Source organism: Luteimonas huabeiensis HB2, from assembly GCF_000559025.1.
GTDB classification, from domain to species: Bacteria; Pseudomonadota; Gammaproteobacteria; order Xanthomonadales; family Xanthomonadaceae; genus Luteimonas; species Luteimonas huabeiensis.
This window is the reverse complement of record NZ_JAAN01000014.1, coordinates 378,072-393,494: the sequence shown is the minus strand read 5'-3', so window position 1 is coordinate 393,494 and position 15,423 is coordinate 378,072. Positions and strand designations below refer to the sequence as shown.

Here is a 15,423-nt window from a genome sequence, read left to right as displayed (position 1 = left end):
TCGGTTCCCTGCGTTATCGCACTTTGTAGTCCCGCAAGATTTGTTTGATCCGGTCCTCGAAGCGCTTCCAGTCCGGCAGCAGCACGCGCACGTACTCGATCATGATCCGGATGTTGTCCTCTGGAACAACCAGATGATGCGTACACTGCGCCACCCGATCCTTCGGATTCGGACTGCGACGCAGCTCGCCCCCTTCGACGATCAACCCATCGGTGATCTCGCCGGTATCGCACTGGATGAAGGTGACGATCTCCCCATCGGCATCCCGCGCCACGTACCAATCCTTGCGTGCGCCCTCTGCGTACACATGGGGGTACCCGTAATAGGCCTCGGCCTCTTTCGCGTAGGCCTCGGCGGCTTCAGGGTCCACGTCGTAGCGGACCAGGCCCATCGCCTCCGGCTGCGCCACGCGCAGATCCAGCCGGTGCTCCGGGTTGCGATACTCGATGCCATCGCGCGGCAGTCCATTCATGTAAGTCCGCCGCAAGCGCTCCCGTATCGGCACCCGATCCACGTAATACAACGAGTACTTGATCGCCTTGTTGAACGCGTCCATCGTCTGCCGAGAGGTCTCCCCCGGCGGCATCGGCGCCAGGTCCGGCCACTGCACCCGCAGGCCCAGGCTACCGTCGAAGAACGGGCCCATCTGGTCGTAGTAGTAGTTCGCCGGAAAGCGGAACACATGCGGCCCCAGCCGCGCTTCAACCGGCGCATCGGTGTAGGTATAGCCGTCCACCGTGCGGCCGCGAGTCACCGTGTCGGGCATCGTCTGCGCCTCCCTGTCCACGAGCGCCGTCGCAGGCTGCGCGCAGGCGCCACCTGCCAGGCACCACAACAGCAATGGCAACCAGCCCGTAGACCTGGGCATGCCGGCATTCCCTCTGCCTCGACAACGCACGGAGTGTAGCAGCGCGCAAGGCGACCAGTAGTGCGAGAAACCAACGCTTGGAGGGCGACAGATCACGATCGGATCGATCGCCCCTGTGGCCGCGCGGTGGCGGCTGCGGGCATCGCCCGCAGCGCGGGATCCTGCAGCGGACGATCCGGAAACAGCGTCCACATCCCATGCGCCGGCACGGACCCCAGCATCGGGCACGGGCCCGCTTCGCCGTCGAAACCGTCGCGCCAGCGGCCGGCTGCCCCTGTTGGGCAGCACCGGCGCTCTGCGCCTGGCCCGCGCGCTCATGGACGCGATAGAACACCGGCGGAACGGTCGTTCGGCGTGCACTATCGCGGCGGCGGCCCGATCCCCTCCCAGCTGCGCAGCGCGGCCACCGGCACGCCCACGCGCCGGCACGCGCGCGGCGCGACGCCATCGGGCAGCGCCAGTCGGAACGCCGGCGCCATCGTCCGCAGCGCCTGCGCGCAGGCGCGATGGCGCGCGCGCTGCAGCGGCCCGAAGCCGAGCAGCGACTCCGCCCAGGACGGCAGCAGCGCCGCCCCCGCCCCAAGGAACAGATCGCGCACCGGCGCGGCGCCCGGCACCTGCAACCGCGCGCGCCGCAGCACCGTCAGCACCTCGCGCGAGCGCGCGTCGTAGCGCAGTTGCGGCCGCACCCGCGCGAAGTAGGCGTCCACCGCCGCGGCGCTGGCCGGCACCTCGCGCGCGCCGAGCGCCTCGGCCACCCGCCGCGCCTCGTCGTAGTAGCGGTCGTCCGCGCCCGGCGGCAGCGGCAGGCCGGCGTAGGCGCGGAAGCCGCGCAGGAACGCGTAGGCCTCGGTGACGTGCACCCAGGTCAGCAGCTCCGGTTCGTCGGCGGCGTAGGGCTCACCGTCGGCGGTCTCGCCGCGCACGCGCGCGTGGATCGCCGCCACCCGCGCGACCAGCCGCTGCGCCTGCGCGGTGCCGGCGAAGGTGGTGCCGGCCACGAACGCGGTGGTGCGGCGCAGCCGCCCGACCAGGTCGGTGCGGAAATCGGAATGGTCCCAGACCCCGGCCAGCGCGCGCGGGTGCAGCGCCTGCAGCATCAGCGCGCACAGGCCACCGGCGAGCATGCCCGGGAAGTCGGCGTGCACCCGCCAGGTGACCGCGGCCGGGCCGAACAAGCCAGGATCGCCGGGCGGGGCGTCGTAGTCGATGCCGCTCTGCCCGCGCGGAAACACGCCCAGCACCCAGCGGCGGATGGCGGCGGTCAGCGGCGCGGCGAGACGGGCGCGGGCGGATTCCATGCGCCCATGCTACGTCGCGGCGGAAGGCGCCGCCGCGACGGGCGCGCGACCGCGCCCTACTCCAGCGGAATGCGCGCGACGCTGCCGAAGCCGCTCGCCGAATAGTCCTTGTTGAACGGCGTCTTGATGGTGACGTAGAGCACCTGTCCGCTCGGATCCAGCTCCAGGCTGTTGGGATTGGGCGGCAGCTCGATCGTGCGCAGCACGCGGTAGTCGTCGGCATCCAGCACGCTCAGCGTGCCCTGGTCGCGATGGGTCACGTAGAGCTCGCCGCGCACCGGGTTGAACAGGATGCCCATCGAGTCGCCGACCGGCAGCCGCTGGCGCACGCGGCCGTCGCGGGTGTCGAGCACCAGCACCGTCTTCAGCTTGGAGTGATCAGTGACGAACAGCCTGTGCGTGTCCCGATCCAGCGCCAGGTTCAGCAGCAGCGCCTCCTCCTCCCCACCGGGCTTCCAGCGCTGCGCGATGGCATGGGTGGCGGTGTCGACGACCAGCACCTCGCCGTCGCCGTTGGCGGCGTACAGGCGCCCGGCCTCGCGATCCAGCAGCAGGCCGGTCACCCACTTGCCGGCGTTCTGGATCGTCGTGCGCAGGGTCAGCGTAGCGGCGTCCACGACCCAGATCACCCCAGGATCGCCCACCCCGCCGACGTACAGGGTGCCGGTGGCCGGATCGTGGATCACCTGCCGCGGGCCGTAGCGCGAGCCGTCGGAGGCGCGTTCCTCGAAGCGCAGGCGCCCCTTCACTTCGCCGGTGGTCGCGTCGAAGGCGGTGATACCGCTGTCGATGCTGTTGGTCGCATAGAGCGTGGCGCCGTCGGCATCGGCGGCCAGACCGAAGTTCTTGCTGTCGGTGTAGGTGATGCCGGTCGTCTCCAGCGTCCGCGGGTCGAGCCGGTACAACGCCCCGCCCTTGACGTTCGCAATCGCCTCCGACGAGGCCACGAACAGCGCGTTCGCCGCACGGCTGTAGCGCGCCTCGTAGACACCGCGGGCCAGCTCGCGGCGCTGCGCGCCGCCGGGCAGGGTCTGCACCGCCGCGGCGGGAGCGGAATGCAGCGCGGCGTCCTGCGCCGGAGCCTGCAGCGGAAGACCCAACGCCAGACCGACGGCGAGCAGGGACAGGGAGAATGGCAACATGCGCATGGTGGAAGCGTCCGAATCTGGAGGGGCGACGCGGGAGCGGCCGGCGTCGTGCGGAGAGCATGATAACCATTCTCATCGGCACGGGCGATACGACGTCGAGCGCGAGGTGCCGGACCTGCCGGCCGGGCAGGCCGCCGATGGGCGAAGCGGTGGACCGCACCTGTGCGGCCGCATGAGTTCCCGGCGGACGTCAACGGCCGGAAGACGCCAGCGTCGATGACGCTCCCACCGAGAACATCGGCAAGCGGCCCGATGCCGGCCCGCGCGGATGGCGATCGCACCCGGCCTGGCCCAAGCCGCGGCGCGCTTGTCCGCCCCCGGTGCCTGGGCTAGAATGCGCGGCCCTGCTCCACGGCAGGGCCCACGGGCGGTTAGCTCAGCGGTAGAGCACTACCTTGACATGGTAGGGGTCACAGGTTCGAACCCTGTACCGCCCACCACGAGTTCCCGGCATCCGCCGGAGCGCGTGCACCCTTCGAAACCCGGCCGGCGTGCCGGGTTTTTGATTTTTCGGCCGCGGATTCGCGGCCCCCCCCCCCCGGCGGACGGACTGGCTCCGGCGGCCTCAGCCCAGCGTGGCCTCCTTCAGCCGCCGGATCTGGTCGCGGATCTGCGCCGCCTCCTCGAACTCCAGATCGCGCGCGTGCTGGTACATCTTCTGCTCCAGCTCGCGCAGCCGGGCCGCGGCCTGGGCGGCATCGAGCGCGGCGTAATCCTCGGCCGGTTCCGCCACCCGACGGCCGCGCCCGCGGCCCTTCTTCTCCAGCGCCGGCTCCGCGCGCGCGCCCTCCATGATGTCGACGATCGCCCGCTCCACCGATTTCGGGGTGATCCCGTGGGCGGCGTTGTACTCCACCTGCTTCTGCCGGCGCCGGTCGGTCTCGTCCAGCGCGGCCCGCATCGAGCGGGTGACCGTATCGGCGTACAGGATCGCCTTGCCGCGCAGGTTGCGCGCGGCGCGGCCGATGGTCTGGATCAGCGAACCCGCCGAACGCAGGAAGCCCTCCTTGTCCGCGTCCAGGATCGCCACCAGCGACACCTCCGGCATGTCCAGGCCCTCGCGCAGCAGGTTGATGCCCACCAGCACGTCGAACTTGCCCAGGCGTAGGTCGCGGATGATCTCCACCCGCTCCACGGTGTCGATGTCCGAGTGCAGGTAGCGCACCCGCACGCCGTGCTCGCCGAGGTATTCGGTGAGGTTCTCGGCCATGCGCTTGGTCAGGGTGGTGACCAGGACCCGGTCGCCCATGCCCACGCGCTGGTGGATCTCGCCCAGCAGATCGTCCACCTGGGTCGCGACCGGGCGGATCTCTACCTCCGGATCGATCAGCCCGGTCGGGCGCACCACCAGCTCCACCACCTCGCCCTCGGATTTCTCCAGTTCGTACTTGCCGGGCGTCGCGGAGACGAAGATCGTCCGCGGCGCGCGTTCCTCCCACTCCTCGAAGCGCAGCGGGCGGTTGTCGAGCGCCGACGGCAGGCGGAAGCCGAACTCCACCAGCGTCTCCTTGCGCGCGCGGTCGCCGCGGTACATGCCGCCGATCTGCGGCACCGTCACGTGCGACTCGTCCAGCACCAGCAGCGCGTCGGGCGGCAGGTAGTCGAACAGCGTGGGCGGCGGCTCGCCGGGCGCGCGCCGGGTCATGTGGCGCGAGTAGTTCTCGATGCCGTTGCAGAAGCCCACCTCGGCCATCATCTCGATGTCGAACTGCGTCCGCTGCGCCAGCCGCTGCGCCTCCACCAGCTTGTTCTGCGCGTACAGCTGCTCCAGGCGTTCCTTCAGCTCCACCTTGATGGTCTCGATGGCGCCGAGCACGCTCTCGCGGGTGCTGGCGTAGTGGGTCTTCGGGTACACCGTGTAGCGCGGGATCCTGCGCTGCACCTCGCCGGTCAGCGGATCGAACAGGCTCAGGTTCTCGATCTCGCCGTCGAACAGCTCGATGCGCAGCGCCTCGGCGTCGGATTCGGCCGGGTGCACGTCGATCACCTCGCCACGCACCCGGTAGCTGCCGCGGCGCAGCTCGGTGTCGTTGCGGGTGTACTGCAATTCGGTGAGGTGGCGGATCAGCGCGCGCTGCTCGATGCGCTCGCCGCGCGCCAGGATCAGCCGCAGCTTCAGGTAGTCCTCCGGATCGCCCAGGCCGTAGATCGCCGACACCGTGGCCACGATCAGCGCGTCGGGCCGCGACAGCAACGCCTTGGTCGCCGACAGCCGCATCTGCTCGATGTGCTCGTTGATCGAGCTGTCCTTCTCGATGTAGGTGTCCGAGGACGGCACGTACGCCTCGGGCTGGTAGTAGTCGTAGTAGCTGACGAAGTACTCCACCGCGTTGTGCGGGAAGAACGCCTTGAACTCGCCGTAGAGCTGCGCGGCCAGGGTCTTGTTCGGCGCCATCACCAGGGTCGGCTTCTGCACCTGCTGGATCACGTTGGCGATGGTGTAGGTCTTGCCGGACCCGGTCACGCCCAGCAGCGTCTGCCGCGCCAGGCCCGACTCGAACCCCTCCACCAGCCGCGCGATCGCCTGCGGCTGGTCGCCGGCCGGCGAATACGGGGACACGAGCTGGAAGGGGGCGTCGCGGCGATCGCTCATGGGGGCGGGCATTCCTCAAAGAGCCAGTTTAGTCGCCGCCGCCGCGCACGGCGTGAGCGCGCGCCCAACGCCGATGTCGCCGGGTCCGGCGTCTTCCGAACCGGCCGCGGGGCGTTTTCCGACAACGCCAGGCGATCATTGCCTGATGGCGCGGCCGACAGCCGGTGGCGACGATGGGCCGCCGCACATGGCAAGGAGGCCGTTCATGGCAAGCAAAGACGCCGGCTTCACCCTGGTCGAAGCAATGACCACGATGGCCCTGCTCGCCATCGCGCTCGCCGTCGGCGTGCCGGCCTATGCGGAGCTGGCCCAGCGCTTGCGCCTGCAGACTACCCTGCACCACCTGAGCGCGGTCTTTGCTATGGCAAGGGCGACGGCGATCGCCCGTCGGGTCGAGGTCGTGGTCTGTGCCGACGACGGCCAGCACCGCTGCGCAAAGGAGCCGGACTGGTCGCGCGGCTGGATCGTGTTTCTCGATACCGACGGCGACCGACAGCCGAATGCGGCGGCAGATCTGCTCCGCGTCGGCGCGCCATCGCGCGGGCAGCGCCTGCACGCAACGCGCAGGTTCGCACGCTTCCAACCGGACGGTCGCGCAGCGGGCACCAACCTCAGCGTCCATGTCTGCCGGGGAACGACCGCGGCTGGCAGCGTCGTGGTCAACAACCTAGGCCGCGTACGCAGCACAAGGCAGGCCCGCGCCGCCTGCGACCCCTGACACGTTGCTGCCGCCACGAAACAGGAAAGCCGTGGATGCCCACGGCTTTCGCTTACGCATGTATGGCGCCCGAAGTTGGACTCGAACCAACGACCCCCTGATTAACAGTCAAGTGCTCTAACCGGCTGAGCTATTCGGGCATGGGGAGGCGTATTGTAGAGGCTTGTCGGCTGGGGTCAAGCGGCCCCTGGCGCCGGCACCACGGCAATCACGGCTGCGCCAGCGAACCGAACTGGCACTCGTCTACAGAACCGGCCGTGTGCGTCTTCACCCCCGCCTGGTTGATCGCCAGAACGCCGCAGCGATCCTTGGCCTGCCCCCCCCCTGCCTGCGGCGTAGCGGTCAAGGTGAAGGTGGATTGACCCAAATTCGAAAGCGCAATCCCATAAAAAGCCGTCCCCTCCCGGGGCGACTGCAGGGGAACGGTGAACCCCTCGTAGGTGTTGTTCACTGCATGGTGCCGCTCCGCCAATTGAGCGTATTCCACCAGATCGGCCTTGGCCTGCCCCCGACGGGATTTGCGCAACTGCTCCTGGTACGAGGGATAGGCGATGGCGGCCAGGATCGCCACCACCGCCACCACGACCATCAGTTCGATCAGGGTGAAACCGCTGGTCGCGGGCAGCCCGGCCCGCCCCTTACCGCAAGCGCCGACACGCGACAACACAGTCATTGCACCTGTCTCCACGATTGGCGACCGCATGGGTACGGAAGATAGAGCGCGTCGGGCAGTCCGGCCGCTGTCACCGTCATCCAGCATCCCTGCGCGGGCGGGCTCGGCTGCGCCGGAAGTGGCGACCCGGGAGGCGACGCGTCCTGGGTCGCCGGCCCCACGCGCGGCAGTACGGTGACGCCTACATCTCTTACCGGAGCGGTGCCGGGCGTGTTCAGCTGCAACGACGCCGCTCCCACGGCGGGCGTGTCGCCATTCGGCCCGCCCCGCCGCACGTTGGACAGAGCCGCTGCACCGGTCCTCGCGTTGAGGCCGAACAGCCAGTTGAGACCTGTCGTGGAGCAGCCACCACTACCCACCTGTGGCGAGTACGTTGGCATGAAGACGACGCCCGACGCAATGCGAGGATTGCCGACGAAGCGCTCTCCTGCGGGCAGGTCGACGTACCAACCTCTAGCATTGGCCACCAAGGAAGGCGTGCTAAGGGCACGCGCGCCGTCCTGCGCAGTTGCCACCGTCCGCCGCACCAGATGTGTTCGCGTGATCGTGGTCTCTGTAATACCGGAAGCGTCGTCATTGACGGCGTACAGCGACTGCTGCGAGGTATCCGTGGCGTCGCCGACAAAAGAAAAACTGCCGGTACCAAAGTACAGCATTACCCCCCCCCGCGGCCCCGTCGCCGCCGTCATCCCCCCGATGATCGGCTGCCGGTAGGTCTGACCTGACTCTACGTGCGAACGTGTAGTGAACAACGGCACTGTCAAATTCTCACCCGTTTCCAGATCGAACTTCCAGATCGCCCCCTTCTGGTCGGCTGCATATACCGTGTCCGCGAACCCGTCGCGTATCGACCCTGACGCCCCCCGACGGTCAACCACGACGATATTTCCCAGTCCATTAGGGCCCGAGGGTGCCCCCGACTCGACCGCTTCGATCATCATGATGCTCGACGCCCCGAAGCCTCCGCTCAGATCGACCACGAACAGCACCGCCTTGCCACTGCGGCTGTTGTAACCATTGCCGAATATCGCTTTCCAGCTCACCGTACTGCCGCTCTTCACCGGCACGATCACCGGACGACCAAGCACGAAACCAATGTTGTCTCGAACATCTTCCGCAAGATCCGGGTTCAGATCGTTGATTTCCCACATACGGCGAGACGCCGAAAATGCTGTCGGGTTGGAAATGTCCAGCGCGAAGACACTGCGACCGCCGGCCCCGGCCGTCGCTACCAGCGCCGTCTTCCAGTGTGAGGCCGCCGTACAGCTCGTTGCGCAGACATCCGAGACAGAGACCGGTCCATCGACGAAGTAACGGTGATCGAATTTTTGATCTCCGCCATTGCTCGGATCGTACGGAAACAGCAAATTCCCCATATGACCGATCGACGTGGCCGGGATGTAGGCGAACTCCTGGCGCCCGCCACCGCTCACAACCTCTCCTTGGGCGTTCATCCCGCCATGGAAAGCATGCAGCATGCCGTCGTTGGCACCGACATACACCATGTACGGCCGCGTCTTCTTGGCGGCCAAGTAGCTTGTGTAGCTGGAACCGATAGTGCCGGCAAGGGACCGGTAACCATAGTCATCCCCCGGCGAGCTGACCACCGGCGTGGAATTGACGATATCCCCGAGCAACGCGGAACGATCGCGGAACGGGCCGTTGTTCCTGCGCTCCAGTGAGACGTCTCCCATTAGGTAACGGACGGCATTCTCAGCGGTGGCCCCGAGCACGCCGAGTTCCTCGGCACTGCATCGCGACATCCCCGGATAGCGGTCGGCAGGGGTACCGCACAACTCGGAAAGCCCGACGTTCGCTGGCGTGAACGGCAGCACCGCGCTGCCCCGGGCGAAGAAAGTCTGGCCGCTACGCGTACCATGCGCCGGGAAACGCGCCTGCCACGCTTCGGACTGGGTCACCCGACCATCAGAACTGACGACCGGGCGATAGGCGACCAGCGTTCCGATCCAGTCGGTTCCCTCGTTCTTCACCTCGTATCCCGGCTCAACTCCCAACGATCCGGTTCCGATCCGGGCCCCCGTCAACGCCAACGTACCAGATGGGGTAGCCCCCCCCGTCACGTTAGCCAGAATACGCCGCATCGCCCCGACGATGTCCGCCGGCGTTCGTGCGTTGATGAATTCGCCGCGCGTATTGACTGCGGCATGCCAGATGTCGTCAATGGTGCTGCGATTGTCGTTCTGGCGCGAAGGCCAGTTATGGTAGATCGCCGCGGTGGTGTATGGATCGGCAGGATTATCGGGATTGTACAGGTCGCCGCGACCGCCCAGCGTCACGCCGTAGAAGTTGACATGCAAATTGCTCTGGCAGTTGACGCGCGGATCATCGCTTGGACAGGACGACGGAATGGGTACTTGACCAGCCTGCATATCGGGCCGGATCGGCGATCTGCCCTGAGCATCATTGATGTAAAGCCGGGTAGCGATATCGGCCATCGTATCTGAATGTCCGTCCCGGAAGGGAGCACCAAGCGCCCCGTCCACGTTGCCGACACTGGGACCGTTGTTGTTGCTGAAGCCGTCGGTGAACAGCATCAGCGCGTTACGCTGACACGCGAGCGCAACCGGCGCACCACCACGATCGCTCGTCGTCCTGCGGAATTGTTCCCCGGCCGCGTAGACCGCCTGTCGGTTGGGGGTGCCCCCGCTGGCCGGCAAGGCCAGCATGTTTGACCACAGCGCATTACGATCTCCCGGCACGGCCATATCGCGCATCCAGACGCGCTCGTTTGCATTGCCAAGGGGGTTATCGAAGCTTGCGTGGCTGTTGATGGTGAAATACCCCACCCGCATGTTGTTAACTGTGGCCATCGAGCGGGTCATGCCTGCGACCATCGCGCGATTACGATTGCCGTAGAACGAATACCAATTTGCGAAATTCTGCAGCGCATCCCTATGCCCAGCACTACCAGTGATCGTGTATTTCCACATGTGGCATCCGTTGCCGCATGCATTCTGCACTCTGACCGGCGCAATGCCCGAATAACCCGGCGCGGAAATCGTCGGCGCCGTGTTCGGCGTCGTTTCCCGAAGGAAGAAGGTGGCGGGCCAGTATGCAACGTAAATTACGCAGTTGGCGGTAACCGTGCGGCCGCCCGCCCCGATGGTCTGCCATTGGCTAGTTCCGCCGTTCGAAAGGCCACCACAGCTCGCGTTATTGCTGCCGCTCAGCCGATAACGCGTGCCGGCTGGCAGAAACATGTTGTTGCGCGTATTGAACCTAGAGCGTTCCGAGACTTCGGCAAGATCGGATGCCAGCGAGATGGTAGCGCTTTCGCGCGGATCGATCCGCGTGCCAGCGATATCGGCGAACCCGCTAGGATTGGATGCCGTTGCACCATAGGGCGAACCGTCGGCACTCAACCAAGGCAGATAGGTGATCTCGGGATCGAAGTACGAAGGATTGAAATCCGGAGAACGTGCGAAACCATAGGTATCGACCGGCGGGATACCGAGGAAGCTCGAACCGGCCCGCGGCCCCGTATAGCTGTAAGCGAATGTGCAGGTACCGGAAGTACGCGGCACCCCGGCGCTCGCAAAGAATGAACTGCCCGACCAGCAGGCATAGCCGTCGTTTCCTGGAAACTGGTTGTGAAAGGTCATCGAGCCGGAGTCATCCACCGCCATGATGAATGCGGGCGGCACCTGAACCTGAGTGTTCATCGGAGCCTGCGCCAGCGGCGCACCAGGCTTCGCCTGAGCCGCGAACACCGAGTAGGCCAACCATCCGCCTATGGTGATTGCAGGTACTCCGACGCCAAACAAGATCCTGCCCAAGGTCTTCATGCGTAACCCTCAGAGCTTGAACACGGTATCGACTGCGGCGGCAGTCGTCGGAGCGGGTGCGCCAGCCGCGTTTTCGAAATCGGTATCGTAGCCGCTGATCTGATACATCACGATCGGGCTCGTCTCGCCCATCGGCCCGACCCCCATGGCGATGATGCTTTCACCGACCACGCACTCGTCGATCTTGCGCACGCTGATCGCAGGTGCGCTGGACAACGATTGTTGACTCACCCACACGCCTGTGTCGTGGCCGTCGTCGCATCGATATGAAATGGAGATTGCGGAAATTCGATCGACGCAACTGTGAGACCTGCGATTCTCAAGATCCTCGAGATTGCATTCCACATTGCGCACGAGCCCCTCCACACGCTGAAACGCCATATTCATTGCGTTGTAGTTGGCAGCCATCCTCTCCTGCATGCTGGCCACCTGCATGGCCACCAGCCCGATCAGCGCTAGCAGAACCAGCATAATCAGCGCGATGTACAGAACGGCGCCCCGTTGACGGCGAGCCGGGGCCGGCTTATGCATCGAGGTGGTCATATCAATTTCCGAAAAGCCGATTACGCAGCGCGACGGTGGACTCGTAGCTGGAGCGGAAGCGCCCGTCGTGAGTGGCGGGCGACTGGTAAACCGTACCCAGCACTCTAAGATTGTTGTCTTCATGAGCGATCTCCGGCGCTGCGGCGCGCGCAGGGCTTCGCATCAGCAGACCAACCTGAACCTGTCCCACGCGGCGCCACTGGTTGGCCTGTTGTTCCGCGGTGGTCGCACCGGCCAGCAAGGTGCTGGCGGTGTTGTGGAAGGTGATATTGCCCACCGGCGGCGTCGCAGTCGCTATCTGCGGGGTCGTGTCTTGCCCGAACAGCAGCTGCAGGCTTTCCACGCCTTCCACCAGCTCTTCGGGAACGTCGTAACCGCCCGTCGAGGTGGCCCGTGCCCGGTAAAGTGCTGGCTCTCCGTTGGGGTTTAGGGCGACGTAGTAGACCAGGGAATTTGCACGGTAAAGCAAGGTTTGCCCGGAGGGATGCGCGGTATAACGGCCGACTAGGCCCGTCGCGGGCGAGACCAGCGCGCTGCTTACGGCAACCTGGCCGCTGGTGCCGGTGCCGGGAAACACCGTGGCGTATGAGCAGTCTGCGATGCCAAACAGGGTCGGGGAGGTCACTCCATCCTCTGTCAAGCCTGGCCACCCGGTGGCCGAAAATGTCAGGATTTCGGCACCCGCAGCGCCGGATATCGCAGTCACCGGTGCGCCTCGCGCGCCGAGATAACGCAGCACGAGAATATCGCTTCCCGCAACCGGGCTCGGGACGAGTGTGGAAATCTGCGCCGGCAAGGTGGGATACCAAGCCGGGGTTGCGGCACCGATGGATAGCGTGTTGCCGGGCGCTGTCCCGGCCGCCTCGTATCCCTGGATCGATACTGCGAAATTGAGCGGATGGGCCAAAGCCAATCCTGTACCCAGGTGAACGCCCAGTCCTTCGACAGGATCCTTAACCCAGTGCGCCTGATCGTTGACGCAGCCGAAATGCCCGGCGAGCCGGATATCGCGCTGTAAGAAATCGAGAGCGAAGCGCGCGTTCTCCTGGACCCGCGACATGCCTTCGGAAAGCTGGTAAGCCGTTCGCGAGGCGCTGAATATCTGAACAAGGCCCAGCACCAGCAAGCTGCCGATCAGCAGTGCGATCAAGAGCTCAATCAACGAGACTCCCCGTGCGCGCGCGCCACGACTCATAGCGTCGTCCTTACGGTGAAGCTCGTGGAGGACGGACCGAGCTGGATACGCTCGCTCCAGCTCAGGGTCACCTCCACGTTTCGGTTATTGTAGGTCACCGTCGCCCGCGCCTGATCCCCTAGAGCAGCGAACACCTGGCATTGCCATCGTGCGACGTTCTGCTCGATGGTGACCGCACCCAGGGGACGTCCGCATGCCTTGGCGCTGACTTCGCCTATATCGAAGCTGGCCCCATGGGTGCCCGCGTACCATGCGGCGGCGTGCCGATTCGAGCGCATCTGATCGAGTAGATCGGCCGCAAGAGTGGTTGCTTGGGTCCGATAGTTCGCGCTCTGCGTGTAACGGAGATTCATCGCTTGCAGCAAGGCGAATCCGAGCAGGCCCAGCGCCAGAATCACCAAAGCGACCAGCACCTCGATCAGGCTGAAACCACCGGTTCTGCACCGATTCACGGAACGATTACGACCTGCCCGAGTCATGGGCAACTCTCCCTGGTCATGCGCGGCCGTCCCGATGAACCGAGGACGACTTTGCGCGCATAAGGCTGATTGGCGGCACAGCGCACAGGCCTGAAGGTGATCGTTCTTTCGCTGGCATCGTCGCTGCGCAGACGACCTCGCTGATCGAATCGGATCAGTCGGGACTGCGCATTGCCGGCCGTGGAAGTTGCGGCGAAGGTCAGCTTTGGGTTGCTCTGCGAAAACCGGACAATCCGCTCGCCGGCGTCCAAGGTGCCGTCGCCATCGGTATCGATCCACACCAGCCAGCCGTTGGACCAGTCCCCGTCGCAGGCAGTCCCATGGCGGCTGGCGCACAGCGCCGCTCCGTTCGGATTGCGCATCGCCTCCGAACGAGCCAACGAGATACTGGACAGCAGCTCGTTGGCGGTCGTCGCGACGCGGTTGGATCGCATCGTGGCTTCGAGATTCGGAAACGCGATCGCGGCCAGGATCGCCAGCACGGCGATCGTGACCATCAGTTCTACCAGCGTGAATCCCCGGCTCCCCACCATCCCGGCTCCGATCTCCCCCGCTCCGCTCAGGAGCGCCCGGGCCAGCCTAGCGTGGACGGCGCCGCGCGCAATCGACGGCGGACGGGCGGTCGCTCCGGATGGATGCGCGGCCGCCGCGGCCCCTTACCGGCCGGGCCGCGAGGGGAGCGGTACGGCCCGCCGTTAGACCACCACCTCGTAGCAGGGCCGATACTGGCCGGAGATCTTCATGCGCCGCTGCTCGACGAAGGCCTGCAACAGCGCGTCCAGCGCGCGCATGAACTCCGGATCGCCGTGGATCTGGAACGGCCCGAACGCCTCCACCCGGCGCATGCCGTCTTCCTTGACGTTGCCGGCGACGATGCCGGAGAACGCCCGGCGCAGGTCGGCGGCCAGCGCGTGCGGCTTGCGGCCATGGTGCAGGTCCAGCGCCGCCATCGCCTCGTGGGTGGGTACGAACGGCTGCTGGAATTCCAGGGGAATCGTCAGCGACCAGTTGAAGTAGAACGAATCCTTCTGCTGGATGCGGTGCTCGCGCACGCGCTTGATGCCCTCGGCCATGCGCCGGGCCACCTTCACCGGATCGGCCACGATGATCTCGTAGCGCGAGGTCGCCGCCTCGCCCAGGGTCAGGCGCAGGAACTGGTCGATCTGCTCGAAGTACGGCGCCGAGGCCGTGGGGCCGGTCAGGATCAGCGGGAACGGCACCCCGGCGTTCTCCTCGCGCATCAGCAGCCCGAGCAGATAGAGGATCTCCTCGGCCGTGCCCACGCCGCCGGGGAACACGATGATGCCGTGGCCGAGCCGGACGAAGGCCTCCAGGCGCTTCTCGATGTCCGGCATGATCACCAGGTGGTTGACGATCGGGTTGGGCGACTCGGCCGCGATGATCCCAGGCTCGGTGATGCCGATGTAGCGCGAGCGGTAGCGGCGCTGCTTGGCGTGGGCCACGTTGGCGCCCTTCATCGGTCCCTTCATCGCGCCCGGGCCGCAGCCGGTGCAGATGTCGAAACCGCGCAGGCCCAGCTCGTAGCCGACCAGCTTGGTGTAGTCGTACTCGTCGCGGTTGATGGAGTGGCCGCCCCAGCACACCACCAGGTTGGGATCGGCGGGTTGCAGCAGCCGCGCGTTGCGCAGCAGGCCGAAGATCTCGTTGGTGATGCCCTCGGAGTCTTCCGCCCCGCCCTCGCAGGCGTCGAACTCGATCGCCCGGTAGGCCAGATCGCGCACCACCGCGAACAGCAGCTCGGCGATGCCGAGAATGATCTCGCCATCGACGAAGGCCATCGCCGGCGCGTTGACCAGATCGATGCGGACCCCGCGGTCCTGCTGCGCCACCTGGATGTCGAAGCTCGGATACAGCTCCTGCGCGGCGCGCGGATCGTCGCTCGCGCTGCCGCTGGTCAGCACCGCCAGCGCGCAGCGCCTGAGCAGATCGTGCATGCCGCCGCTGGAGGCGTCCTTGAGCCGGGCCACCTCTTCGCGGGACAGCACATCCAGCCCGCCGCGCGGGTAGATGCGCGCGTTCACTACCGGCATCGTGCTCGATGCCACCTGCGTTTGGCCCATTTGCGTTCGTCTTCTTCT

General features: G+C 66.2%; 12 protein-coding genes and 2 tRNA genes. 2 read left to right on the top strand and 12 right to left on the bottom strand.

From position 1 onward, the window contains the following. Positions 1 to 13 precede the first annotated feature (13 nt). The 3 genes from Z164_RS0105820 to Z164_RS0105810 form a co-directional block, all read right to left on the bottom strand. Positions 14 to 766, bottom strand: coding sequence for a hypothetical protein (locus tag Z164_RS0105820; protein ID WP_024889791.1), 753 nt, complete (start codon positions 764 to 766; stop codon positions 14 to 16). A gap of 461 nt (positions 767 to 1,227) precedes the next feature. Beyond that, the gene (locus tag Z164_RS0105815; RefSeq protein WP_024889790.1) at positions 1,228 to 2,169 is read right to left on the bottom strand and encodes an oxygenase MpaB family protein; all 942 of its coding nucleotides are present in this window, start codon (positions 2,167 to 2,169) and stop codon (positions 1,228 to 1,230) included. 56 nt (positions 2,170 to 2,225) lie between these two features. Continuing rightward, positions 2,226 to 3,317, bottom strand: coding sequence for a YncE family protein (locus tag Z164_RS0105810; RefSeq protein ID WP_024889789.1), 1,092 nt, complete (start codon positions 3,315 to 3,317; stop codon positions 2,226 to 2,228). A 365-nt stretch (positions 3,318 to 3,682) separates the two neighbouring features. Here Z164_RS0105810 and Z164_RS0105805 point away from each other — a divergent pair. Then, positions 3,683 to 3,757, top strand: a tRNA-Val gene (locus Z164_RS0105805). A 125-nt stretch (positions 3,758 to 3,882) separates the two neighbouring features. On the opposite strand, the gene uvrB is transcribed toward Z164_RS0105805, so the two are convergent. Continuing rightward, a complete protein-coding gene (gene uvrB / locus Z164_RS0105800) occupies positions 3,883 to 5,910 on the bottom strand; it encodes an excinuclease ABC subunit UvrB (RefSeq protein ID WP_024889788.1) in 2,028 nt (675 codons plus the stop codon). 205 nt (positions 5,911 to 6,115) lie between these two features. On the opposite strand from uvrB, the gene Z164_RS0105795 reads away from it, so the two are divergent. After that, positions 6,116 to 6,628, top strand: a complete 513-nt coding sequence (locus Z164_RS0105795; protein WP_043689429.1) for a GspH/FimT family pseudopilin — start codon at positions 6,116 to 6,118, stop codon at positions 6,626 to 6,628. A 63-nt stretch (positions 6,629 to 6,691) separates the two neighbouring features. Here Z164_RS0105795 and Z164_RS0105790 read toward each other — a convergent pair. The 8 genes from Z164_RS0105790 to ppnN form a co-directional block, all read right to left on the bottom strand. Beyond that, positions 6,692 to 6,768: transfer RNA gene (locus tag Z164_RS0105790), tRNA-Asn, on the bottom strand. A 68-nt stretch (positions 6,769 to 6,836) separates the two neighbouring features. Further along, the gene (locus Z164_RS0105785; RefSeq protein ID WP_024889786.1) at positions 6,837 to 7,301 is read right to left on the bottom strand and encodes a type IV pilin protein; all 465 of its coding nucleotides are present in this window, start codon (positions 7,299 to 7,301) and stop codon (positions 6,837 to 6,839) included. Beyond that, the gene (locus Z164_RS21770) at positions 7,298 to 11,107 is read right to left on the bottom strand and encodes a pilus assembly protein (RefSeq protein WP_081770082.1); all 3,810 of its coding nucleotides are present in this window, start codon (positions 11,105 to 11,107) and stop codon (positions 7,298 to 7,300) included. Before Z164_RS21770 ends, Z164_RS0105785 begins: the two co-directional genes overlap by 4 nt. 9 nt (positions 11,108 to 11,116) lie before the next feature. Next, the gene (locus tag Z164_RS0105780; protein WP_024889785.1) at positions 11,117 to 11,650 is read right to left on the bottom strand and encodes a pilus assembly PilX family protein; all 534 of its coding nucleotides are present in this window, start codon (positions 11,648 to 11,650) and stop codon (positions 11,117 to 11,119) included. A 1-nt stretch (position 11,651) separates the two neighbouring features. Continuing rightward, positions 11,652 to 12,845, bottom strand: coding sequence for a PilW family protein (locus Z164_RS0105775; RefSeq protein WP_024889784.1), 1,194 nt, complete (start codon positions 12,843 to 12,845; stop codon positions 11,652 to 11,654). After that, the gene (gene pilV, locus Z164_RS0105770) at positions 12,842 to 13,324 is read right to left on the bottom strand and encodes a type IV pilus modification protein PilV (RefSeq protein WP_024889783.1); all 483 of its coding nucleotides are present in this window, start codon (positions 13,322 to 13,324) and stop codon (positions 12,842 to 12,844) included. The genes Z164_RS0105775 and pilV overlap by 4 nt, the downstream gene beginning before the upstream one ends. Further along, positions 13,321 to 13,857, bottom strand: a complete 537-nt coding sequence (locus Z164_RS0105765) for a GspH/FimT family pseudopilin (RefSeq protein WP_024889782.1) — start codon at positions 13,855 to 13,857, stop codon at positions 13,321 to 13,323. The genes pilV and Z164_RS0105765 overlap by 4 nt, the downstream gene beginning before the upstream one ends. A gap of 162 nt (positions 13,858 to 14,019) precedes the next feature. Further along, complete coding sequence (gene ppnN / locus Z164_RS0105760) at positions 14,020 to 15,405, bottom strand: nucleotide 5'-monophosphate nucleosidase PpnN (RefSeq protein WP_024889781.1); 1,386 nt, start codon at positions 15,403 to 15,405, stop codon at positions 14,020 to 14,022. Between the last annotated feature and the right edge of the window lie 18 nt (positions 15,406 to 15,423).

Excerpts from the sequence above, each read along its gene's own strand:
- Z164_RS0105820 (WP_024889791.1), bottom strand. The coding sequence starts at position 766 with ATGCCCGACACGGTGACTCGCGGCCGCACGGTGGACGGCTATACCTAC.
- Z164_RS0105775 (WP_024889784.1), bottom strand. The coding sequence starts at position 12,845 with ATGAGTCGTGGCGCGCGCGCACGGGGAGTCTCGTTGATTGAGCTCTTG.
- Z164_RS0105780 (WP_024889785.1), bottom strand. The coding sequence starts at position 11,650 with ATGACCACCTCGATGCATAAGCCGGCCCCGGCTCGCCGTCAACGGGGC.
- ppnN (WP_024889781.1), bottom strand. The coding sequence starts at position 15,405 with ATGGGCCAAACGCAGGTGGCATCGAGCACGATGCCGGTAGTGAACGCG.
- Z164_RS0105765 (WP_024889782.1), bottom strand. The coding sequence starts at position 13,857 with ATGGTGGGGAGCCGGGGATTCACGCTGGTAGAACTGATGGTCACGATC.
- Z164_RS0105795 (WP_043689429.1), top strand. The coding sequence starts at position 6,116 with ATGGCAAGCAAAGACGCCGGCTTCACCCTGGTCGAAGCAATGACCACG.
- Z164_RS21770 (WP_081770082.1), bottom strand. The coding sequence starts at position 11,107 with ATGAAGACCTTGGGCAGGATCTTGTTTGGCGTCGGAGTACCTGCAATC.
- Z164_RS0105810 (WP_024889789.1), bottom strand. The coding sequence starts at position 3,317 with ATGCGCATGTTGCCATTCTCCCTGTCCCTGCTCGCCGTCGGTCTGGCG.
- uvrB (WP_024889788.1), bottom strand. The coding sequence starts at position 5,910 with ATGAGCGATCGCCGCGACGCCCCCTTCCAGCTCGTGTCCCCGTATTCG.
- Z164_RS0105815 (WP_024889790.1), bottom strand. The coding sequence starts at position 2,169 with ATGGAATCCGCCCGCGCCCGTCTCGCCGCGCCGCTGACCGCCGCCATC.
- pilV (WP_024889783.1), bottom strand. The coding sequence starts at position 13,324 with ATGACTCGGGCAGGTCGTAATCGTTCCGTGAATCGGTGCAGAACCGGT.
- Z164_RS0105785 (WP_024889786.1), bottom strand. The coding sequence starts at position 7,301 with ATGACTGTGTTGTCGCGTGTCGGCGCTTGCGGTAAGGGGCGGGCCGGG.